We start from the raw sequence: 22285 nt of genomic DNA on the forward strand, positions 1-22285 counted from the left end.
AATGTATCTTTGTGAAGCTTATGAACTACGCAGAGAACATACTTGAAACCATCGGCGGTACGCCCCTGATCAAGCTCAATCGATTGACGGCAGAATTACCTTGTTTGGTATTGGCCAAATACGAGACTTTTAACCCCGGAAATTCGGTAAAAGACCGAATGGCCTTGCAAATGGTGGAAGATGCAGAAGCGGCAGGGGTGCTCAAGCCAGGAGGAACCATTATAGAAGGAACCTCTGGAAATACCGGAATGGGCCTTGCTCTGGCTGCTGTGGTTAAGGGTTACCGCATGATTTGTGTTATCAGCGATAAGCAATCCAAAGAAAAAATGGACATTCTTCGAGCCGTCGGGAGCGAAGTGCATGTCTGTCCAACTGACGTGCCACCGGAGGACCCGCGCAGTTATTACTCCACCGCACGTCGTCTGTCGGAAGAAATTCCCAATGCCTGGTATGTCAACCAATACGATAACCCTTCGAACTGCAAGGCTCATTTTTTAAGCACGGGGCCGGAGATTTGGGAGCAAACAGAAGGCAAGGTCACACACTTTGTTGTGGGAGTTGGAACAGGTGGAACCATTTCGGGAGTCGGAAGCTATTTGAAAATGAAAAACCCAAAGGTCAAGGTATGGGGAATTGATACCTACGGTTCGGTCTTTAAGAAATACCACGAGACCGGTATCTTTGATAAAAACGAAATCTACCCTTATGTCACCGAAGGAATCGGGGAAGATATTTTGCCCAAAAATGTGAATTTTGGCATCATTGATGGCTTTACCAAGGTCACTGATAAAGACGCAGCAGTCTACACCCAAAGGCTGGCCAAAGAAGAAGGCATGTTCCTCGGAAATTCTGCTGGTGCAGCGGTAAAAGGTCTACTGCAACTCAAGGAACATTTTGGGCCTGATGATGTGGTGGTGGTCCTTTTCCACGACCACGGCAGTCGCTATGTGGGCAAGATGTTCAACGACGACTGGATGCGCGAGATGGGGTACATCGAATAATAAAAAAGCAGTTTGGATCAGACTATTTCAAGACTTCAAAAGAGAGATCTATCCCTCAGTGTCGAAGCCGGAGAGTTGGTGAGTTTCCAACAAGCAGGACACGAATTCATTCACCAAAAAGGGAACCCAGGTTGGAGAAATTCCGATACAGAAATGTTTCCGATCATTGGACCGACCAACGAGGCAGGATTTCAGGTGCAGGTGCCTCGAGGGAGCGCTCTTTTGGACCAACACGGCCATTTACGTGAAATGGATTACGAGCTTAGTCAGCAGGTGGAGGACACCCTGGTCTATCGCAAAGCCTATCAAGCAGGAACTCCTATTAAGAACTCCAAGTATCCTGAAAAATCAAAGCGCCAATGGTTGGTTTGGCCTTATTCCTTTGTCTTTGAGAAGCGTTTTCGCCTTGCGGAAGATCATCTGGAGATCACCTTTGTTATTGATGCCGAAAAGGACATGCCCTTTATGTTGGGTTACCATCCGGCCTTTTTGTTAACCACCGATAAGAGTCAGGTTCTCGCCGGAGACCGAAGCATTTCTTTGGAGGAAGTCCTGGCAGCAGGAAGTCGGGCCTTAGAGGTGCCTGAGATCAGCGAAATTGTCTTGCGTGACACTCGGGATTTGAAAATTACGAGCAAAGGTTTTGGCCACTTTATGCTGTGGACTGAGGTAGAAAACATGATTTGTGTTGAGCCTATCAGCTTTTATCCTTATGCTGTAAATCAGGCTAGTTTACATGAGGGATTCCAGTATTCACAGGGGGTACAGGAGTTTCAGGTCTGCCTTTTTCCTGTTTAGAGAATAAAGTCTATCTTTAAACAAAATCTGGTATTCTTCGCTTTCATGATTAAATCGTTTGTTGAGAAGTTAGGATGGATCAACGTGTTGATGCTTGTCACGGTCCTTTCGATTATTGTTGTTGCAGAGGTACTTTTTTTTAGTGGGCGGAAACTCGACGCCATTTTCATTGGCTTTTGGGCACCTACTATACTCGGATTTATGAATTACCTCAAGATCAACCAATAGTGGACGCTCTGGTATTACTTTATGCGATCGTGGTCACCCTCATCTTTGTGATGTGGTTGTGGTTTGTGATTCGCATGTACAACAAACTCAAGGACTAAGCATTCTTCAGCCAGTCCTTAAAAGGTTTTACCCGATTACGGCTGACCACTAAATCCATTTCATTCTTTTTTGTCAGCCGAATTTTGAGTCGATTATTGAAGTAATCTTCCACGGAGTGGATAAAGTCCATGGAGACGATGGCCTTTCGGTTAATGCGGAAAAATGCGTGGGGATTGATTAAAGATTCCAACCGATCGAGGGTGTAATCGATGGGGTAGGACTGGCCAATGGTATCCAATAGGAAAGTATTGCCTTCTTCGGAATAAAAACACATGATCTGCTCAATATTCACCAGAGTCAATTTGTTTTTAAACCTGATTAAAAAACGCTTTTTATAGGCTGGATTGACCAGGTTTTCCATCATCTGGTCCATTCTTTCGAGGTATTCAGTACGCTGATTGCTCTGAAGTTCCTTGTATTTGCGTAGGGAATTCTCGATATCCTGCAACTGCGCTGGTTTGAGAATATAATCGAGACTGTTGTATCGGAAGGCTTCAATCGCATAAGAATCGAAGGTGGTGCAGAAGATAATCGGTTGGTCTACCCGAACACTGTTGAGAAGGTCGAAACAAGTACCATCTCCCAAGTGGATATCCATCAGCACCAGGTCGTAACTGCTTTTTGAATGAAAGAATTCCTCCGCCGCATGAACGGAGTCCAAAGTCTGAACGACGGAGCAGGGGAAGTTTGATTTCTGGAGTAAATTTTGAAGATAAGCCCTGTGATGGGTTCATCTTCAACAAGTACAATTTTTATTTCTTCTGTCATTGAGGCCTTTAGGGTTTACCGCTTTATGCACTCCGCTGCAGCGGCAGCTTGAGCAAAAAGGAATTATGAGACCATTGAATTTCAATAGTTTTATCGGTCACCAATTTGAATCGGCTGTTGATGTTCTTCAAACCGGTACCGTTTCTCTCGTGGAGGTTTCTTTTTGGTTGTAAGTTATTACGAATACTTAAATAATCTTCCTCTGTTTTTATTTCGATATGCAAAGGGGAGGCTTGGGTAATGGAATTGTGTTTGATGGCATTCTCTACCGCGGATTGAATGGCTAGTGGCACCAATTTGTGATTCAGGCAAACCGGATCGATAGAAAATTGAATATGCAGATTGTCGCCGTAGCGTTCTTCCAACAGAAAGGAGTAGGCTTTTACAAATTCCAACTCTTCGGATAAACTGACCAATTCGTGTTCGCTGTGCCGTATAATATAGCTGTACACGCAAGAAAGTTTGTGTACAAAATCGATGGAGCGCTCCTTATTACTTTCGATGAGGTAGAGCAGGGCACTCAGGTTGTTGAAGAGAAAATGGGGGCTGAGCTGATTACGTAATCCCACCAACTCAGAATTAAGAGCCTCTTTTTTCAATTCTTCTTCTTTGATTCTGCGGTTTTTTAAATCGATGATGTAGTGCAGAAATTCATACATGGCGATATCAACCGTTGAAATGACCAATCCGATGATTAACTCTCTTGTCAAGGGGGGCTTTTCGTGCAAGGGATCGTCAATGACCAGGAATGGATCGGTAATCAGATCCAGAATCAGGCTGATTACGAAATACGCCAGTACGACCAAGTGTAAGCGAGCAATACGGTGTCTGCGGTTATCGAAGCCCGGGTAACGCCTTACCAATTCCAAATACAGGTATCGCATAGCGTACCAGTGAATGAACACAAAGACGATAATTCCTAGCCAAAGGGAAAAATACCGGTCATAGGGGCCCGTGAACAGCATATTGGGGTAGAAAACCCCCATCAAAATAGCGGTATTGATCACCGTTCCAAAGAAGATGATCTGGGTGTCGTCAAAGCCAATGATTGGCTGGCTTAAGGGGCGTATTTTGAAATTTCTCAAGAGTTAACAGCCACGCTTAATGGTCTTGGTTTTGGTCTAAAGTAGGAATTAACCACTAATGTTCAGGGAATTTCCTACATTTTTTATTTGTTTATCTGGTCGGAGCAAAAAAGAAAGCAGTATATTCTGGGTTTCGGGAGTGTTACGGCAAGGTACCAAATAGGGTTCCAGGTCCTCCCAACAGGCATAACCTTGATCTTCTGGTACAAAGCCATAACCCCGGTATTGACCGTTTTCGATAAAAACAAAAGCCTTTTCTTCCTCTGTTCTACCGGGTAAAAGAACGATCTGGTCTTCTTGGTTTTCTTGCAGCCAATTCAAGCTTTCTTGAATTTTTTGGTTGTGTTGTACTGCATCTTTCGCTGCTGAGCAATTCCCCTGACATTGACCTAAAGCGTGGCCACTACAGTTTTTTGCGCCTCGAAGCAAATGATAGTAACGCGGGCAACCACTGCTGCGCTCACAGAGTTCTGTCAGTAAGGATTCGCAATGTTTGGCGGAAGGCAGACGCAAAAGAATAGAAGGCACCCGGTTTTCTTGGTCGTAGGCCAGGTGTTTCAGGCCTTGGCGGTCTTCGTAAGTAAACAGGGCATAGCTCTGGTTACGGCGTTTCTGCGCCCGATTGAATTTGGGCCAGTGCTCTTGAATGGCTCCTGATTCGATTAGAAGAGCTAGCATCTCGGATCCCGATAAGCGAAAATGGACCGATGCAATTTCTTTTCGGATTTTCTGGGATTTCGCTGTTTTGCTATAGAAGTGACTCCATACCCTCTTTCGGATATTCACCGCTTTGCCCACATAGATGATTTCGTTCTGGGCATTGTGAAAATAATAGATACCGGGAGCCTCTGGAAGGGCTTGAATTTCTTTCGCCTCAATTCCCGGCGGTAAACTGGCCTCGCGACTGCGACGATTTAAAAAGCGTTCAATCGTACCGGGGCCTTTGGGTAGAGCAAGTAAATATTCGAAGAGCAAGCCCGTGGCCCGCGCATCTCCTCCGGCCCGGTGGCGATTCGACAGTGGAATACCCAAACTGCTGCATAACTTGCCTAAGCTGTAGGAATTCAATCCGGGAACCAAGCTGCGTGACAGGCGAACTGTACAGAGTTTTGGGTACAGAAATTCTTGTCCCAAAGCCTCGAACTCGGCTTTCAAAACATGGTAATCAAATTGAACCGAATGGGCGACAAAAACAGCGCCTTCCAAATAGGAGCGTACCTCCTCAGCGATATCGGAGAAGAGGGGGGCATCGGCTACCATTTCGTCCGATATACCCGTTAAGCCTTCAATAAAGGAGGGGATAGGGATTTCGGGCTGCACCAAACTTTCGTACCCGGCAATGCACTTCCCATCTTCCCACAAGAAGAGGGCGATTTCGGTCACCTTATTTCCTCTAAGCCTCCCGTTGGTGGTTTCGATATCGACAATACAGTAGCGCGGCATGGAAGAAGAAAATTACAAGATTTAACAACAAGAGCTTGTAACACAGACGAAAAATTACCGACTCATTTAAGGTTCCCCAGGGAATGACGCTCTCCAAAAAATGCTTTGGCATTGAATTTGATTCTGATAGTCTAACAAAAACAACTAGCCACAGGAGGAAAATCTACATTAAAAAAGTTGAATCAATCCACCCCTGTTATGGCTGCATTCTACCGCAGAGAGGTCTTAATCATGTCGTACCTCTCATTACGAAAAACCATTGGGTACATCGCGATTTCCATTCCGTTTTTACTGGTTGTGGGATCTGTGCTGGTGGGCAATTGCCCGGAAATTCAAAGTTCCATTAGTGATTATTACCACACCCAGATGCGGGATGTCCTGGTGGGTACCCTCTGTGCGATCGCCCTCTTTCTATTCTGTTATACAGGTTATGACCGCTACGATGTGAGTGCTACTCGCTAGCCGCCATCTTTGCTTTGGGGGTGGCTCTTTTTCCGACAGGATTCAACGATTCCATGATCGATAGTTGTCATGCGGTCCGCCAAGTGGGTAATCCTATAGTAGCACGTATCCACCTGATCAGTGCGTTTTGCCTCTTTGTGACCTTATCCATTATTTCTCTTTTTCTGTTTACCAAATCTGATCGGCCCAAATGGCAGTGGGGGCCAAACAAGAAAAGAAGAAATCGGGTATACCGCCGCTCGGCCTACGTGATGCTCACCTGCTTGGCTCTTTTGGTCGGTTATTTCTCTCTAAAAGGAGGAAGTTTGCAACCTTATATTGAAGGAACCTTTGTGGAGTATTTTGGGAGTCCGGAATGGCTCGCACTGATGGATAAAATCGATATCATATTCTGGTTAGAAACAGTGATGCTCTTTGCCTTTGGAATCTCCTGGCTAACCAAAGGAAAAATCTTTTTCAAGGACAGGCGCGTTCAGATCTATTAGTCTCTTTGGGCGTAGAAACTTGATAACAAGAGTCCTACAGGGCTATTTTTATACTAAATTGAACCCTGGACTCGCCACAATCAAAACCAATAACCATGACAAACCTTCGGGAAATCCTTCTCAGTAAAGTCGTTTACAGCAAGCAGTTTGCCGCCTTCTTTTTGTTGGCTATCGGTATGGTCATTACCCAAAGCCTCTTCCATATCGATGGGGTGGTGAATGGTCCGCAGTTTGGTGCCGAAGTCAATCCAGATTTGGTAAGGGAACTGGTTGATGGCAGTAATGGGAATATGTACCTGAAGATTGGGTATTACGGTTTTTTTATTTTGGATTTTATCTGGGCCTTTTTCCTGCTCCTCATCGCTTGGAAGTTTTTTTACAAACAGCGCTCGATGAACCCGGAGCGATTTCCGTCCTGGCTCTTTTACCTTTTCACGGTGCTTTGTATCGGGGCCTATCTCAGTGATATGTTAGAGAACAGTAACTACCTGATTGACAAAGCGTATTACCACCCTTTCTACCTCAGTAAAATCATCGCCTATTCCGGAGTATTCCTCATTTTTGGTTATACCTTCCTGCGAACAGTAGTCAAGAAAACCTTGGCTACCCTTTGGCGGTTTTTGCGTTCTTCGGTCTATAGCATCTTGATCTTACTCGTTTTGGGCTTCTTTTTGCCCCGTGCCTCCCAAGTGAATTCCATTGTCGTTGAGCTCTATTTAGAGCCCGTGAACCTCCTACTGTTACTTCTGTTGGCCCCCACTTTTGCCATCGCCCTAACCCATTACCCGAGTTACTTCAATATTGACAAAGACAAGCGTGATTGGTTCATTTCTAAGCTCAAATTATTTGGGCTCTTTGGGGTGGTTCATTACCGATTTAAGGAGGAGTTTCGGTCGGAAAGAACCAGCCAAAGAGAGGGAACGTATAATATTCTCCTGAGGATGCTAGGGGTCTGTTTTTACTCCGCTCTTTTCTTTATGATTGGGTATGCTTCCGAGGTAAATTTCAACTGGTTGATGCAGACCGAACATCTAGCGGTAATTCTGTTTGCCATCGGGACTGTCCTTTTATACCAGGTTTCTTCACGCAAGGACCAGTGGTATGACTACACCTATGACTACCTGCTTGAAAAGCTGCCCAATTTTGCCGATAATGATTATACGCCAGACGAAAACCGCTTGGCTTATCTCCCCAGTAAAAGGAATGAAGACGGGCAAGAGGCTTCCTATATGGAGGAGCCCAATGATCAAAAATGGCAACAAAAGCTCAAGTTGATTCACCAACCAGTCAAGCGCTACTTTTTGATACTCTTGATCGCAATCATTGCTCATGTTTTACTTTTTGTCTTGCTGTGGAGTATTCCGGAAGAGGCGGCCAATTACCGCTACAATGAAACCGTGGTCATACTGAGTTTGGTCTGTGTGTTTTTACAAACCCTGACTTTTGCCTACTTCCGCGCAGTGCGCTCTCTGCTTCGTTTTACCTGCTACAGTCCGCATATGCCCGGTTCGGCCCTCGCTTTTGTTCGCAAGACCGATGCGCTGGAATTACAGCGCTTTGACGCTTCCGAAAAACAACGGCTGATCGAGGGAGACGAAAGACAAGTGCACAGTTTCTTTGCTCAGCACCCCTGTCGTATGAGCGGCGGTTTGTTTAATCTCTTTACCTATTTAGGGTTTGGTCGTTTGAGCAGTAATACGGGTTACCTTTGGTTCAACTCACTGGTGGGTGTTGGTATATTCGGTTTGTTGGTCTATTTGAATATCAATACCCAAGGCGCTATTACCCGTATTCAGAAATACCTCCCTGGAGCAGAGGTCTTGGTGGTGGACAACAGTTTTAAGGCCATGGGTATCAATACCGTCCTGATCATTCTGCTTTACCTCTTCAATTACTACGGTCTCCTGGTCGCCTTGACCAAGAATTACATCTACTACCGCTATGCCCGTTCTAAAAAATCCATTCGATTTGTCAATGTCCTCGCAGGAACGGCTGTCGTGCTCTTCGTGCTCAATGTAATTACGCGTTCCCTTGGGAACGATATTTTCTCCCTCCGTCCAATTGAAGCCGTTGAGGCCGAACAGCTGAGTTTGGAAGAGTATAAAGCGTCTTTGGTAGAAAAGGATCAGACCCGCTTTTATATTGGGGCTTACGGTGGAGGGATGAAGGCCAATGCCTGGACCTTGACCGTGCTGAATCAGCTTCAGCAGGAAGACAACCGCTTCTTAGGATACACGGTTGGTATTTCAGGAGTTTCCGGTGGAACGATGGGGCTTATGAATCTTTCGGCCATCGCCTCTTCCCACTTCAATGCACCAAACGATTGGGAATACTACATCCATGAAGTTGCTACCGAGAATATCTTATCAATGGACATCAACCAGATGTTGGGCCGAGATACCTTTTATTACCTCTTTAACCCTTTAAAATGGGAAGTGTCTAACCGGTCCGAAAAGGCTATGGAGCGCTATGCAATTCTCACTGAAAACGGTCCCACTTTTTATCAGAGGAAGGGCTACCGAGAATTCTGGAAGTCCCTTTATGATCGGGAAGTCGCTTTAGAAAATAACTACCCCATCCTCATAGCGAATACCACCAATGTTGACGGAAATCAGGGAATGGCGGTGAGTGTTAAGGTGGAAGACCCGGAGGCGCACAAGATTCTATATCGTGGCGCAGACGATATCTTGGAAATCCGGAATTTTAGCATGAATCCCCAACCTAGCCGTCCTTCTTTGACGCTGAGTTATTACGATGCAGCCTCGACGTCAAATCGCTTTCCGCTGCTGAGCCCGGCTGCCCTAATCGAAACCAAAGGGAACTTCAACGATGGGGGGATTTTCGAAAACTCTGGCTTGCTTTCGGTGTACAAACTTTTTGAAGCCATCCAACACAAAGAAAAAGTGAAGGAACTGGATTCCTTGAAGCAGAAGAATGTCTTTATCAATGTGGTCAACGACAAGAACCTCTACATCCGTTTTGTTATTGATCGCTTACTGCAGTGCGAAGCCAGAGAAATCAACTCTTATTCAGAACTCAGCTCTCTCCTCAGTTCAGTTGCTGCAACCGAAATGTTGCCGACCTACATCAAATCGGAGCTGTCTCGACTAGAGGAAAAATACGATCGAATCGGGTTTTACACCCTGTATTTACCACACAATTTCAGTGTGGCAGAAGTGAAGGCTCTCTATGGCAAAACGCTCTATTGCCAGAACAGTGGTGATCCTATACCTCAGGACGAGATCGATGCCCAACTCTTCAAGATCTCGATGGCCAACAATAAAGAAATACGAAGAATTATAGAAAAGTACGACGATCGCTTTTGGGGAGATGTTCCGGTGATTGAACCTGCAGTCAGTCGCTTGATGTCGGAGCGGGCCTATGAGTACATGATTCATATGCTAGAACACCCTTTAGTAGAAGGAACAATTGAAGAAATTATGGACGAAATGAACCGCTGATCGGTCAATTGGGGTCGTAGAGCTAAAATTCTTCTATTCCGTTAATAATCAGTATATTTTGGGAGGTCCCAATCCTATTGCCTATGACCACGCTGCAATACAAATCGAAAGGAGAAGATGTCCACGTATTGGAAGAAATACTCGTAGCTCTTGGCTATGACGTCTTTGTCTCAAATTTTTTTGGCAGCGATACCGATGGCGCGGTTCGTGATTTTCAGCGCAAGAGCGGTTTGGTTGTCGATGGGATCGTAGGGCCGAAAACTTGGGCAGTCCTTATTGAAAAACACCAGGTCATTACCTACAACAACAAACTACTTGGGGAAGAAGACCTTATGGCATTCGCCCAGAAGTACGATTTGGAGTTGGCTGCGGTGAAGGCAGTGAATGAGGTCGAAAGCCGTGGTAAGGGATTCTTGCTGTCTGGTAAGCCTGTTATCCTTTTTGAAGGCCATATCTTCTGGAAAGAACTCATCAAAAGGGGGCTCAATCCAGCTCTTTTTGTCAAAGACGGAACCCGTGATATTTTGTACAAACGCTGGACCCGGAAGCATTATGTTGGTGGAGAAGGCGAGTATGGTCGATTAGAACGGGCCATTGGAATAAGTACTTCCCAAGCCGTCGAAGAGGCGGCCTATAGTTCGGCTTCCTGGGGTGCTTTTCAAATCATGGGGTTTCACCATGAAAAATTGGGATTCCCGACAGTTCAGGCCTATGTTGAAAGGATGAAGGAACACGAGCGAGAACACCTCGAGGCCTTTGGGCAGTTCATTCAACACACTGTTTCTCAAGGAGACACCCTCTTGCACTGGCTGCAGCAGAAGAACTGGGCCAAATTTGCCAAAGGCTACAACGGTCCGGGATACCGCACCAACAAGTACCACACCCGCATGAAAAAGGCCTATCAGAAGTATGCTAGGGCCTAAAACGCCTAATTCACAAGACTTACTGAGAATTCAATTGCTCGAAAATTTCGGCTTCGGTGGAGCGCTTTTCGATCACAAAATCCAACTGCTTGCAGTAGCGCTGTTCCATTTTACTGATGGAATCGATGAAGACTTTGACGTTGACTTCGAAGCGGATTCAACCTATACCCAATACATTCCAGATTCTACTCTGGTCCTTATAGAAACGTACGAACGATTGGAATGAGGGTGTTTCCGAAAGTTGTAAATTGAAAAGAAATGCACTCGAATGACCATTATCCGGCTCTTTTCCTTGCTCTTTTTTTCCTTTTTTGCTTTTACACCTCTGATCGGGCAATCCGTTTATCAGCTCAAGAAACCAGAAACCCGGGATGACGGATGGCAAACGGCCTTTGTTGGGGACGTTATCCAGGATACAGTTCCCCTTTTCAAGGTCATGGAGCAATTAGCCCGAGGCGAGAGCCAGTTGCATAGTGTCTTGCTGTTGCAAAATAATACCCTGGTCTTTGAGGAGTATTACGGCAACTATAAGCTCGATTCAGGGAGAGGTCTTGGATTCAGGAAAACGACTCTATATGACCCCCAGGGATCTGGCCAAAATTGGGCAACTTGTTTTGCAAGAAGGACAGTGGAGGGTGAACCATTGATTTCTGCCAGTTGGATTCGAGAGGCTACAAGTCCGAAGACAAAAATTAGAAAACGCTAAAAGTTTTTACCCGGAAGGGATACGCTAAGACAATGCTACATAACAAAGTCATCAGTCAAAAATTCGAGAAGGGGTAGGGTGATGGCCAAGCTTCCTGTTTACTAATAAACCGAAGTAATGAAAATGCTCTATAGATTTCTTTTCTCCGCACTCTTTGTATTTGCCGCTTGTGAGACCGCCGAAATGCGGGAAACACCTGGTGATGATCCCATCAATCCAGAACCCTCAGTGACGACTATTATGCCGTTGGGGGCGTCTAGAGTCGATGGTGCCAGACCCATTTACGAAAGCTACCGCTTTGAACTATGGAAGGACTTAATTGATGGGGGCTGGTCTTTTGATTATATCGGTACACGGGACGATGAAGCAAATTATCCGGCTTATAACAGCCAGTCTTTTGATGTGGATCACGAAGGTCGTGGAGGGTGGACTTCGGGTCAAATTCGCCAAAACCTAAATGGCTGGTTGCAACAAGCTGGAAGTCCTGATATCGTACTATTTAGTTCACCAGGAGGCAATGATGCTTTGCAGAATTTACCTTATCAAGATGCCATGGAGAATATCAACGCCATCATTGATCTACTTCAGGCGAATAATCCGGAGGTCATCATCATAATTGAACAGATGGCTCCTGGTCGTACCGACTTTATGAATGCCGAGTTAACGTCTTATTTTAACCAGCTTAGAGAGGATATTGCCGGCTTGGCAACCGCTCAAAGCACCTCTTCGTCGCCCATACTGATTGTGGATATGGCAACGGGTTTTACGGATAGCTTGTTGGCCGATGATGTCCACTACAATGAGGCGGGAGCCATCTTTGTAGCAGACCGGTATTATGCTATCTTAGAGGAAATCCTTTCCCAGGATTAGTTCTCAAGTTTAGTTTTCCGGCGGTACGGTAGGCGTTTTTGTTGTCGTACCAATCCGCTTTTAGACTTCCACCGCTCTGTGCCCATTTGATATAGAATTTATAGCCTTCATTGATAATGGACTTTCCCCATCTGGTAGATTTCCACTTCGCCCAAATTATTGGTCCAAACGATTTTTCTCCGGAGTTTAAGGAAACTCCCGGTTTGCGGAATGCACACCATTTTGTCGTTTATTGATCGTCAGTTTTATCTGAAATAGGGTACTGAATTCTATTCCGCTGGGCACCTGAAATTCTTCGATGGAAGAAGCATTTAACCAGTGTATGGTCTGTTCTTATTCGGGTTCGGCTAAGTTATCTTTTACATGCAGTACGAAAAGAAACAAATTTTTGCAAACGGTCTCGGGGACAAGGCTCTTTGTGCAAAAGAAGGTGTTTTCTTAAAAATGAACACTTCTTGAATATCGATTTACTATTTATTCGATGACTGACCTCCGAATGTTGTGAAGCCTGTAAATTAATGGGTATTCAGCTGTTTAAATTTTTTAATATTTGGTGTTCTTGAGAGTGAAACCAAAGGTTAAGAACCGATCTTTCCGCTGCTGTCCTTCAATAACGAGACTTTCGAAGGTGCGCAAATAGTTTACCTTCAAATTGAGAAATGTCCAGACTGGAAACTCCAACCCAAAATCTGCACGCCAGCGAAAATTCCTTTTCTGCGAGAGAGAAGGTTGAAAGAAACTCTCGTGGGTCAAGATCATTTTCTTTTTAAAAATAGGATATCGACCGTTCAGCCAGACCGTACCCCTGAAGGTATTAATCGCCGAGTTCCCGTCAAATTCGTCTCGGTTAAAATCTTTACGCTTGTAATCTGTGTGCTCGTACTCGGCAGTGAGCGACATCTTCAGCCAGCGCTCTTCACCCTGAATGACTTGGTAGGTAGCTCCGGCGCCTAGTAGGTAGCGCAAATTAATTTCTCGACGGAAGTTGGTGCTGACAAATCCAAGGAGCTGAGGATAGATTCGTCTCTCCGGATTAAAGTACAGGAAGTTCAGACTCAAGATGTCTTCATCTGCTTTGGCTTTCCCAAATTCCTGGTAGACATAGGAGTTTTGCGTTTTAAAGACAGCCTTCTTCCAAGTTTTAAACTCCAGATCTGATTTCGCTCTGAAAATCAGGGTTTCAACATTTCCACTTTGCCAAAAGCCCGTAAGAGAAAGGTTCGCCTTAACCTTGGTAGAATCTTTTACTGAAGCAGAGGTTCTGGCCTCCTGCGCCTGAAGAAGGAGGGGGAAAAGAATCAGAATAAACAGATAGTTCTTCATCGTACTTCTGGTTTGCTTCTAAAATCGGGGCGAAAATAGAGACAAGGACTTTATCAGCAAATAGTCAGAGTATAAAAAAAGCCCTTCTTTTAAAAGGGCTTTTAACTAATTCATGAATAGGATGTTTATTGAAGTTTGCTTGCGTTTCGGTAACCTTCATTGTCTTTGTACCAATCCACGTAAATGGTACCTCCTGAACTTGCCCAATCGTTAAAGAAATTATAGGCTTGGTTCACTGGGATTCTCTCCTTTGGAACTTTAAAGTCGTGGGCGATATTAATGGCCCAGGGTAATCTTCCGTCCGTTTCATAGTTCCCATCGGTATCTTGATTTACTCCCTCAGTGGTGGCTACATTAGCACCCAAACTCGTTCTTAGGCGATTGGGTAAGTGAATCTCTCTGCTTCTTTCGTTGTTTACAATCAGGAAGGCGTTATGTGGTGCGATTCCCAATTGAGCTGTGCTAAGTGGAACTGTGAATTCAATGGATACTGTTTTCTGACGTCCGACCATCTTTCCGTTATTGTCAAACAGAATGACCACTGCGCGATCTTGATCGTTTTCGACTCCATTGGCGCCCACACTAATGTAACCTTCGACCAACTCGGTACCCGTTACGGAAGCGACTTGGTAGGGTGCAATACTTTCGAATTCTATTCCAAAGGCGTTGTTAAGCCCCGCACCATCTGAAGTAACCTCAAAATGAATGTCGACTTGTACTACTTCGTTTTGCGCATTTAGAATGGCTACAAAACGGTAATTAACAGCGGTATCGTTAAAATCGTAATCTCCTTGGAAAGGCCACAGGTCCTCGAAGGCAACTGTTCCCCAACCGTATTTACTCGGGGTAAAGGTTTCGAAGGCTTTATCCGCTTCATTCGGATAAGCATCTTGGCTATCGGATACGCCGTCGCCATCAGAATCAGGGTCTTCCACTTCGACGGTTACCGTGTAAGTAGTTAGATCATTTATAGTTCTTTCAAAGTTGACTCCAGACGTTGCATTAGGTCCATATATGTATTCCCATCCTCCAGTTTGTGTATCCATGATAATTAGATCCGAACTGGAACTATTATTCGCTAGCCAAAGTTCGTTGTTGGAATCAAAGGTCATGGAAGTTGGGCTAAAAGGAAGGTTGTCTGCACTGATTCGTACCGCGTTATATCCATTTCCGGCAGCATCCAACCGGTAAAGTCCTCCAAAGCTGGCCAAAAACATGGTTTCATCTTCTGCGAAAGCCAAATCACCCCCTTGGGTAACATTCAAATTGCTAATGTCCCAGGAAGAAAGTACTGTTGCTGTGGTTGGATCTATCGTGTATAGTTTTGCCTGGGTAGAAAAGTAAAGCAAACCGTCGTTATCGTTATAAGCCAATCGAGGTCCTCCCATTCCAACATTCGCAATAGTCGTCCAAGAATCATTAATCATATCATAGCGCATGAGTGGATAGTTACGGTTTTTACCGATGGAGTACAGGTATAAGTTGGCATGGTCAATAGCAGCTGTCCAGCTGCCTTGGGGCATAGCGGCTTTCTCCGTCAGATCTCCGTTTAGTGGATCGACCGTAAAGAGCTGCCCTGATCCATTAACACAATACAGTGTATCAAAATCAATTGACTTATTGGAGGCTTTAAAATTTTCGACTTGAGCTTTTCTGGATGAACCAGTAGACATGTGTACATAGAGTGCATTACCGCCTTGAATGTCAACGATATTACCGCTAAAAATCCCATTTTCATTGCGATGTACATATATTTTTTTGTAGTAGTTGGCCAAGGGAACCGTATGCTCTATCTGACCATTTACTGGTTTTCCTGTAAAAAGGACTTGGTTGTAGTCATCTGTTTCAAAAACAATATCCGTTCCTGTTTCCCCATTATCGTAGGTGACGTCAACTTCTCTTTCGTTAATCCGGAGATCGTTGTAGGCGTAAATGGTGTAAGTTGCGCTGGGAGACAAATCTTGAACACTAATGGTTACTTCTCTTGAGGTCGAAAAATCAAAGCCTTCCGGAACGACCAAATTCATCATGTTGTTTTCTTCCGCTACGATAGGTTCTTCTTCAATTAGCTCGTCTAGGCTCTTTGGAGTACAGGAGAAAATGAAGAGTATCGCACTGAGAGCAATCGTTTTGAGGATTAAGTTTGACTTTTTCATCTTTCTTAGGTTTACTCTAATATGCCAATTCTTTCCTTACTAAAAGATCGCAAATATCTCTATAGCCGAATTGAAAAGTCGGATGGTGGATAGCTGTCGATGAATTGAAAATGGAACACTAGCTATTTTGAAGCCTTTTGAGCTTTTATCGGGTCTAATCTTCGACAACCAATTGGCGAAGGAGTAGCCGAGAAAGGGTGTTTCGGCGACTTTATTTAACTTCACTCCTGTGATTGCGGAAGGTGAGAAAAGGCTATTGTTAAGTAATGAAGGAAAAAGAAGAAAATCACTTTTGGATTTTCCGTCCCGCATTGTACAAAGATTGGGTTAAAGAGCAACGTTCAACCAGAATACCTGCCCTTGAGCTTTGGATTCGAATCTTTTTGGCTCCACTGATTTGCTTGGCAGGAGGGTACTATATAAATGGGTTTTTATATCCCTTACTATTTGCCTTTTCGATTAGTCTTTCTAACATTCAAAAGGAGTTAGAAAAATTCAATTTTCTGTTCTTTGTTCCCAACCTTATTCTTTCTTTTGCGGTCTTTTGGATGGGGGTTTTAATGTGGGTTCTGTTCGGGAATTTTCTGAAACTAGTACTTGGGGTAAACATGGATGGCGCTTTTTGGTTTACCGGTATAATCGTTTTTGTTTTCACTCCAATACTCTTATTTCGATTGTACGCCTTGTTTTTTAATTATCATATGAAATCGACCAGTAACCTACTGAGAATAGCTCTTTGTTTAATCTTGATTAATTCTTCTTTTTTCGCATCTGACTATCTTAAAACAGATTTTTTTGAACTGTGGATAAGTGATGATCAAACCAATTTCCCTTACTTCGTCTGGCTGGTCTCCTGTTGTTTGACCCTACAACTCCTTATTTATTCTAGGCATATACGACCAGACTCTACCTCCAAATAAGAAACCCCGTAAGCGGACAGCCTGCGGGGTCATTTTCATCCTCTTATTTTACTTTATTCTTGTTCTTCCAAATCGACCAAGTTGTCCTCCGGAATTCGATCGATCATCTTGTTATAGGGATCGATTCCTGCTTTCAGGGGCTGCTTGTCTACCGTAAAAGTGAAGGTGGAGGCTCCTGGTTTTATCCATACCTTTTCGAGCAGGAGCGGGTTCTTGGTGGACATCCCCTTGGTGTTCACGGTGTCCTGAGCAAAAATCCCAATATCCAGGAGGTTTTCCTGGGTAGGGGAGTCAAGCAGTTTACCTAGACCATCATAGTGGTTCTTTTCACTTTGTACTTTCAAAGTCACCTCGTACTTACCGTTGTCCAGTTTTCGGTAGGTGGCTTCTTCTGTTTTGTTGGAGTAGAGGGTAATCTTCTCAAAGCTGTCTTTGAGGTAGTACTGCAAGCTATCCGGTGTGGCTTTCTTCATATAATCGTACCACTCGTGGGTCGTTGTAAACGGAGCCTCAGGTCTGAATTGAGCCTCTTTCATATAAGCTCCAAACTGTTCATTGAGTTGGTCTTCTCCGATGAGGTCTTGTAATGCATACAAGATCAAACCTCCCTTGCGGTACCATACGTAGGACTGGGTATCGTTGTCGAGGAGGGTCTTCTCGAACTTACTCTCATTGGCACGTCCACCGAGGTAGCGATCCAATTCTTCTCGAAGGAATTTCTGCATGGCATCGACGCCATACTCCTTTTTCATCACCATCAGAGAAGAGTATTCCGCCATGGATTCAGAAATCTGGTTGGCTCCTCTAGTAGCAGAAGGGGTAATCTGATGTCCCCACCACTGGTGTGCGACCTCGTGAGAGGTTACGGTGAATAAATAATCCAAATCGTTCGGATCACTGAAGTCTCCTACCCAGCCAAAGCTTTCTGCATAGGGAACGGTGTTGGGGAAAGACTGAGCGAAAGTAGAGTACCTGGGGAATTCCAAAATTCGCATCTGCTTGTATTGGTAAGGAGAATAGTTTTCGGAAAAGTAATCCAATGACTTTTTGACCCCATCGACAAAGCGATCCAGGTTGTATTTGTGTCCAGGGTGGTGGTAGATTTCAATATTGACTTCTTCCCCATTGGATCCGTTCCAAACATCCCGATGCACGTCGTAGCGAGCCGAAGAGATATTGAAGAAGAAATCCAATTCTCCTGTCATTTTATACTGGTAGTACTTACGGCCGTTCTCTTCCCATTCCTTCTGAAGAAGCCCCGGCAGGATGGCAATCTGATCGGGAGCAGTACTTACTGTACCTTCAAAGGTGATGTAGTCGCCGTCATCGCTAAAGAGCAGGTTCGACAACCCCCATTTATCATTTTGATCAGGCAGGGTATAATCCTTCTTGGGCAGGCCGTATTTTTTACGGTCCTTATCGCTACTTAGTTCTCCTTGGCTACTGTAGCCCATAGACGGGAAGACTCCGTTATTCATAAAGGTCCCGTTATCGACGATAGAAGAGCCCGAACCTTCATTCGGAAAGCCCTTGTAAAAGGCATTAAAAGCCAAAACCATTTCGATGGTATCTCCGGGTTGAAGCGGTTGCTCGAAATTGTAGATCTGGTAGCCAAAGTCTTTGTATTCCTTGTCCAGAGCAGGTTCTTTTCCTTCGATGGTAAACTCAGTCACCTCCTTTTTCAAAAGACCTTCTCCGCCCCAATTTAGGTGAAGGTTTTTGATGGGGTTATCGGTCTTGTTGGTCATCGTAAACACCCCTTTTAATGTGGCTGACCGCTCTTCAGGCATCAGATCGGCAAAGAGCTTGACATTGGTTACTTTGGGTTGATCGATTTTGTCATACTGACTCAATTGCTTTTCGTACTCGGCCTGGGCTTCAGTACCCTCATCCGAAGTGCGGTATTTGTTGATGTTTACTGTGCTGTCGTAGATGGTATACCCTGATATTCCAAACCAAACCAGGGCCACCAGAATACCGGCCGTTGCCATGGGTTTGAGACGTTTTCTGGCCACCTGAAAACGAGCCTTTCTGCCGGAATCTGTCCCTCGTTTCCAGAAAAGGAAACCGATTAAAGTGAGGACCACACCCAGGGCTATCCAGTAGGATCGGAACCATAACAAGGCGCTGGTGAAATGACCAAAGCCATTCATGTCCGAAATGGTATAGCTTGGGCTGTAGCTGTAGAGGAACATATTGTTATCGATGTCTCCCAGCGCATTCAATCCGAAAATGAACACCCAAATCGCAATGGCCACTACGTGTCCGAGGAATTTACGGGTGATGATGGAATGCACGCAAAAAGCAAGCATGACATAGCACACGTATTTCGGAAACTCGAACAGATAGAGATCGTAGAAGTACTTCCCAAACTCAAAGTTGGTATAGCCTTTCAGTACTTGGTTCAGGACTCCACTAAAGAGAACCATGTTCACGAGGAAGAAACAAAGTACCACGAGGGCCAGGAATTTGGCCCCATAGACTACGCCATTCGGGATCGGCAGCGTCCCAAAAATCTGGTTGTAGTTGACGGTGCGCTCCCGGTGCATGACTTCCCCGGTCATAAAGACGATGAGAACGAAAACCAGAATGATGTAGGTAAAGTCTTTGACTTCCAGCATATAATAGGTCATCGGCAGGGAGGGGGTTCCATAGATAGGAGCTCCAAACCAACCGTCAAAGAACAAGAAGGCCACCGCAGCGACAAGGATGGCTTTAAAGAAGTTATCCGAAAGGATGTTCTTGAATTCTACCCGAGTCAGCTTGAATAAGGTCTTCAAGTTGAAGCCTGTGGTAAAGACCTGTGCCACGCGGGGCAGGGGAGTCTTTAAGGCCGCGGTATTGATGGCGTTGCTTTCGGACCCTTTTTTCTTGCGACCCAATTTCTTGCGCAAAAAGCGTTGGAAATCAAAACGGAAAACCGTGTACAGCATAATGAGAATCCCGGCACCCAACCACAGCAAGCGGTTGTAGAGCAATTGACCCTCAAAAGGAATCATCAGGGTATTCTGCTCTTCCGGAGTCCAGTATTGAATCGTGTTGTTCACTGCCGTCAACGCAAAGGGATCCAAGAGACTGGTCAGTTCTCTATTCTCGAGGTCCTGCGAAAGAGTCAGCGAAACCAAATAAGTGATAAAGAGAATGGCCCCTCCGGCATAAGCCAGCATCACCCGCTTAGTCAAACTCACCAGGGCAAAGAAGATACAGCCCGTAAATAAGAGGTTGACCCAATAAACAGTAAGCGTCGGTTGAAGGTAATGCCACAGATTAAGGGCGGTATAGCGCTCTGGTTCCACATAGCCTGCATGAGGACCAATCAAAGAGCCCAGAATGAGTCCAAGATGTAGTCCTAAACTGATGAGGAACAAGATGCTCAAAGAGCCAAAAAAGCGTCCGAGTAAGTAGCCCTTTTCGGTAATCGGAAAAGAGAAAAAGTAATTTTCGGTCTTGTGGTCGATATCGCGGTACACGGGTACACCCATCACGGCACTTGCGATCATAATCCCAAAGATACTCAGGGTGGTCATGATGGTTGCCAAGGCCGATGGGGCGTTGACAAACACCTTTTCAGAGGAAGGTCCATTATCTCCGATAGCAACGAGAAGGCCAAAGAGAAAAAGTATGCCGAAGTAGGCCCAAGTGGCTGGACGCTTCAGGCGGTATTTAAGCTCAAAAGAGAATATTTCTTTAAACATGATAAATCACTTAAGAGATTAAACAGGAAGGTTTTGCATACGACTGGTGATCTCTGAAAAGTAGACGTCTTCCAGAGTGGCCTTGCTTTGTTCAAAGCTGTCATCGGGCTGGCTGTCGCTCAGTACGTGGATCATGGTTTCCCCCGCGATGAGGTGGAGAGAAATCACCTGGTGCTCGGCCTGGTACTGTTCCAGTTCGCTGCGTTTGATGATTTTCTTCCAGATTTTGCCTTGGACGGCATTGACCAGGTCTAAGGGATTTCCTTGGGCAACCACTTCCCCTAGGCAGATGATGGCCATGTTGTGGCAGAGGTTAGAAACATCTTCCACAATGTGGGTCGAAAGGATCACCACGGTGTTTTCTCCAATTTCACTGAGGAGGTTGTGGAAACGAACACGTTCTGCCGGGTCCAAGCCAGCGGTCGGTTCATCTACAATGATCAGTCGGGGATCCCCGATAAGGGCTTGGGCGATTCCAAAGCGTTGTTTCATTCCCCCAGAATAAGTTCCCAGGTTTTTGTTGCGGACCTGCCAGAGGTTGGTCTTCGTTAGCAGGGATTCGACCAAATCTTTGCGCTCTCCTTTTTTACTGATCCCTTTGAGGGAGGCAATGTGGTGAAGCATTTTGTAGGCACTAACCTTGGGGTAGACCCCGAATTCCTGAGGGAGGTACCCCAATATTTTCCGAACCTCTTCCTTGTTTTTAAGGACATCGATTTCTCCGAGCTGGATGCTGCCGGAGTCGGCTTCTTGAAGGGTTGCGATGGTTCGCATCAAGGAAGATTTTCCTGCCCCATTTGGTCCGAGAAGGCCAAACATTCCGTTGGGAATCGTGAGGTTGACATTTTTAATGGCGTGTACGCCGTTGGGATAAGTCTTGTTGAGGTCTTGAATAACTAGGCTCATTGTTATCGGGTTGGTTAATGAATGACTGGGCACATGGAAGCGCCACCTTTAGCTAGACGCCTGTAAACTAAAGTTGTAACAAAATAGGGAAAAGTGGGGAAGTTGTTTTTTGTAGATCGAGATTCAATTCTTGTCCCAATTCGGGATTATTCATAATCTCAAAGTCGATCAGATTAAAACTAAAACTCCTCCCAGCCATTTCCGGTAACCCCATATTCTTCCATAGCATCTTTCAATTTTTGGGACACGAAGTAACCTAGATGAGGTTCATTGGTCATTCTAATCAAATCATAGGTAGTTCTGTCAAAATCGAAAACAGCGGGAGAGGAATATAAAGACCTTGATGAGTTTTCATACTTAAGCTCCAGCTTAACTCGCTTGTACTCTTCAGCATCCTTGATCTGTACAGGCTCTCCTTCTAGTTTTCCTCCAAAAGGGATCCCTTCAGCTGCATAAAATGAGCTTTTCTCAATGTCGATCAATATGTGATCAATAGGGTCGGAAATATGAAAAAGGAGATAATCATGGATATCCTGGTCTCTATGCACAAGATGAATTGGCCAGGTTTTATGCGGAGGTAAGTCAAAGTCCTGGAGAAACTTGACAAAAGATTTCTTCAAGGTCAATACTACTGGAGCTAATAAAATCCCGGTTAGTTGGGTGGTTAATTTTGCTTTCGGATGTAGCGCAACTATAGGGGTTTGCCAATCATCAGGTAGTTCTCCTTCTATACCGCTATAAACTTTTTCCCAATCTGCATGTTTTAGCCATTTTGCTAGTTGAGGAAATGTGCCCATTTCACTTGGATCGGTACAAAAGCTTGTAAGCTTGTAGTAGTTCATTTTTTGGTTTGACTTCCGGCGGCAATTTCATCATAAAAATGGAAAGTGTGATGAGGGAGTACAAAGGACTTCTTGCAATGACTTTCACTGATTTCCTTGTGAAAATTCAGACCT

18 protein-coding genes and 1 pseudogene are annotated in these 22285 nt (G+C 44.9%); 10 read left to right on the forward strand and 9 right to left on the reverse strand.

Annotation, left to right across the window (positions count from 1 at the left end):
• The first annotated feature begins 20 nt into the window (after positions 1-20).
• Genes BST99_RS00805 through BST99_RS00815 form a run of 3 tightly spaced genes read left to right on the forward strand, consistent with a single transcriptional unit; the run spans position 21 to position 2027 of the window.
• Positions 21-1001, forward strand: a complete 981-nt coding sequence (locus BST99_RS00805) for a PLP-dependent cysteine synthase family protein (RefSeq protein WP_105000112.1) — start codon at positions 21-23, stop codon at positions 999-1001.
• A gap of 12 nt (positions 1002-1013) precedes the next feature.
• Positions 1014-1799 carry an aldose epimerase family protein gene (locus tag BST99_RS00810; RefSeq protein WP_245916146.1) on the forward strand — a complete coding sequence of 262 codons (786 nt, stop codon included), beginning with the start codon at positions 1014-1016 and terminating at the stop codon, positions 1797-1799.
• 45 nt (positions 1800-1844) lie between these two features.
• On the forward strand, positions 1845-2027 hold the full coding sequence (locus BST99_RS00815) for a hypothetical protein (RefSeq protein ID WP_105000113.1): 183 nt from the start codon (positions 1845-1847) through the stop codon (positions 2025-2027).
• Positions 2028-2121: 94 nt separating this feature from the next.
• Here BST99_RS00815 and BST99_RS14745 read toward each other — a convergent pair whose 3' ends face one another.
• From BST99_RS14745 to BST99_RS00830, 4 genes and pseudogenes are all read right to left on the reverse strand, one after another.
• On the reverse strand, positions 2122-2499 hold the full coding sequence (locus BST99_RS14745; protein WP_317046182.1) for a LytR/AlgR family response regulator transcription factor: 378 nt from the start codon (positions 2497-2499) through the stop codon (positions 2122-2124).
• Positions 2500-2562: 63 nt separating this feature from the next.
• Positions 2563-2838 (reverse strand): annotated as a pseudogene (locus BST99_RS14750) (LytR/AlgR family response regulator transcription factor); the annotation flags it as partial.
• A gap of 79 nt (positions 2839-2917) precedes the next feature.
• A complete protein-coding gene (locus BST99_RS00825; RefSeq protein ID WP_105000115.1) occupies positions 2918-3979 on the reverse strand; it encodes a sensor histidine kinase in 1062 nt (353 codons plus the stop codon).
• 48 nt (positions 3980-4027) lie between these two features.
• The gene (locus BST99_RS00830) at positions 4028-5422 is read right to left on the reverse strand and encodes an exonuclease domain-containing protein (protein ID WP_105000116.1); all 1395 of its coding nucleotides are present in this window, start codon (positions 5420-5422) and stop codon (positions 4028-4030) included.
• A gap of 198 nt (positions 5423-5620) precedes the next feature.
• Here BST99_RS00830 and BST99_RS00835 point away from each other — a divergent pair, with 198 nt between their 5' ends.
• The 7 genes from BST99_RS00835 (at position 5621) to BST99_RS00860 (ending at position 12329) form a co-directional block, all read left to right on the forward strand.
• Positions 5621-5884: a hypothetical protein gene (locus BST99_RS00835; RefSeq protein ID WP_146106164.1), complete on the forward strand. Its 264-nt coding sequence runs from the start codon at positions 5621-5623 to the stop codon at positions 5882-5884.
• A 20-nt stretch (positions 5885-5904) separates the two neighbouring features.
• Positions 5905-6369 carry a hypothetical protein gene (locus BST99_RS00840; RefSeq protein ID WP_146106165.1) on the forward strand — a complete coding sequence of 155 codons (465 nt, stop codon included), beginning with the start codon at positions 5905-5907 and terminating at the stop codon, positions 6367-6369.
• Between the two features lie 95 nt (positions 6370-6464).
• Positions 6465-9830, forward strand: a complete 3366-nt coding sequence (locus BST99_RS00845) for a hypothetical protein (protein WP_105000119.1) — start codon at positions 6465-6467, stop codon at positions 9828-9830.
• An 83-nt stretch (positions 9831-9913) separates the two neighbouring features.
• Positions 9914-10753: an N-acetylmuramidase domain-containing protein gene (locus BST99_RS00850; protein WP_105000120.1), complete on the forward strand. Its 840-nt coding sequence runs from the start codon at positions 9914-9916 to the stop codon at positions 10751-10753.
• Positions 10740-10979: a hypothetical protein gene (locus tag BST99_RS14180; RefSeq protein WP_146106166.1), complete on the forward strand. Its 240-nt coding sequence runs from the start codon at positions 10740-10742 to the stop codon at positions 10977-10979. The genes BST99_RS00850 and BST99_RS14180 overlap by 14 nt, the downstream gene beginning before the upstream one ends.
• Before the next feature lie 42 nt (positions 10980-11021).
• On the forward strand, positions 11022-11459 hold the full coding sequence (locus tag BST99_RS00855) for a hypothetical protein (protein WP_105000121.1): 438 nt from the start codon (positions 11022-11024) through the stop codon (positions 11457-11459).
• Between the two features lie 123 nt (positions 11460-11582).
• A complete protein-coding gene (locus tag BST99_RS00860; RefSeq protein ID WP_181044119.1) occupies positions 11583-12329 on the forward strand; it encodes a GDSL-type esterase/lipase family protein in 747 nt (248 codons plus the stop codon).
• Between the two features lie 543 nt (positions 12330-12872).
• Here BST99_RS00860 and BST99_RS00865 read toward each other — a convergent pair.
• The 5 genes from BST99_RS00865 to BST99_RS00895 form a co-directional block, all read right to left on the reverse strand.
• Complete coding sequence (locus BST99_RS00865; RefSeq protein ID WP_105000123.1) at positions 12873-13652, reverse strand: DUF481 domain-containing protein; 780 nt, start codon at positions 13650-13652, stop codon at positions 12873-12875.
• Between the two features lie 125 nt (positions 13653-13777).
• Entirely contained in the window at positions 13778-15808 is a 2031-nt protein-coding gene (locus tag BST99_RS00870; RefSeq protein WP_105000124.1) for an LruC domain-containing protein, read from the reverse strand.
• Between the two features lie 973 nt (positions 15809-16781).
• Entirely contained in the window at positions 16782-20423 is a 3642-nt protein-coding gene (locus tag BST99_RS00885) for an ABC transporter permease/M1 family aminopeptidase (protein ID WP_105000127.1), read from the reverse strand.
• Between the two features lie 18 nt (positions 20424-20441).
• Positions 20442-21329, reverse strand: a complete 888-nt coding sequence (locus BST99_RS00890; protein WP_105000128.1) for an ABC transporter ATP-binding protein — start codon at positions 21327-21329, stop codon at positions 20442-20444.
• 179 nt (positions 21330-21508) lie between these two features.
• Complete coding sequence (locus BST99_RS00895) at positions 21509-22171, reverse strand: hypothetical protein (RefSeq protein ID WP_146106167.1); 663 nt, start codon at positions 22169-22171, stop codon at positions 21509-21511.
• Positions 22172-22285: the final 114 nt, after the last annotated feature.

The sequence above is a fragment of the Aureicoccus marinus genome (genome assembly GCF_002954325.1).
In the GTDB taxonomy this organism is placed as follows: domain Bacteria; phylum Bacteroidota; class Bacteroidia; order Flavobacteriales; family Flavobacteriaceae; genus Aureicoccus; species Aureicoccus marinus.

Bases quoted from the DNA above. Each gene is read 5' to 3' on its own strand.
- BST99_RS14180 (WP_146106166.1), top strand. From the start codon at position 10,740: ATGCTAGGGCCTAAAACGCCTAATTCACAAGACTTACTGAGAATTCAA.
- BST99_RS00850 (WP_105000120.1), top strand. From the start codon at position 9,914: ATGACCACGCTGCAATACAAATCGAAAGGAGAAGATGTCCACGTATTG.
- BST99_RS14745 (WP_317046182.1), bottom strand. From the start codon at position 2,499: ATGGACCAGATGATGGAAAACCTGGTCAATCCAGCCTATAAAAAGCGT.
- BST99_RS00830 (WP_105000116.1), bottom strand. From the start codon at position 5,422: ATGCCGCGCTACTGTATTGTCGATATCGAAACCACCAACGGGAGGCTT.
- BST99_RS00815 (WP_105000113.1), top strand. From the start codon at position 1,845: ATGATTAAATCGTTTGTTGAGAAGTTAGGATGGATCAACGTGTTGATG.
- BST99_RS00855 (WP_105000121.1), top strand. From the start codon at position 11,022: ATGACCATTATCCGGCTCTTTTCCTTGCTCTTTTTTTCCTTTTTTGCT.
- BST99_RS00805 (WP_105000112.1), top strand. From the start codon at position 21: ATGAACTACGCAGAGAACATACTTGAAACCATCGGCGGTACGCCCCTG.
- BST99_RS00865 (WP_105000123.1), bottom strand. From the start codon at position 13,652: ATGAAGAACTATCTGTTTATTCTGATTCTTTTCCCCCTCCTTCTTCAG.
- BST99_RS00890 (WP_105000128.1), bottom strand. From the start codon at position 21,329: ATGAGCCTAGTTATTCAAGACCTCAACAAGACTTATCCCAACGGCGTA.
- BST99_RS00870 (WP_105000124.1), bottom strand. From the start codon at position 15,808: ATGAAAAAGTCAAACTTAATCCTCAAAACGATTGCTCTCAGTGCGATA.
- BST99_RS00845 (WP_105000119.1), top strand. From the start codon at position 6,465: ATGACAAACCTTCGGGAAATCCTTCTCAGTAAAGTCGTTTACAGCAAG.
- BST99_RS00860 (WP_181044119.1), top strand. From the start codon at position 11,583: ATGCTCTATAGATTTCTTTTCTCCGCACTCTTTGTATTTGCCGCTTGT.
- BST99_RS00885 (WP_105000127.1), bottom strand. From the start codon at position 20,423: ATGTTTAAAGAAATATTCTCTTTTGAGCTTAAATACCGCCTGAAGCGT.
- BST99_RS00835 (WP_146106164.1), top strand. From the start codon at position 5,621: ATGGCTGCATTCTACCGCAGAGAGGTCTTAATCATGTCGTACCTCTCA.
- BST99_RS00895 (WP_146106167.1), bottom strand. From the start codon at position 22,171: ATGAACTACTACAAGCTTACAAGCTTTTGTACCGATCCAAGTGAAATG.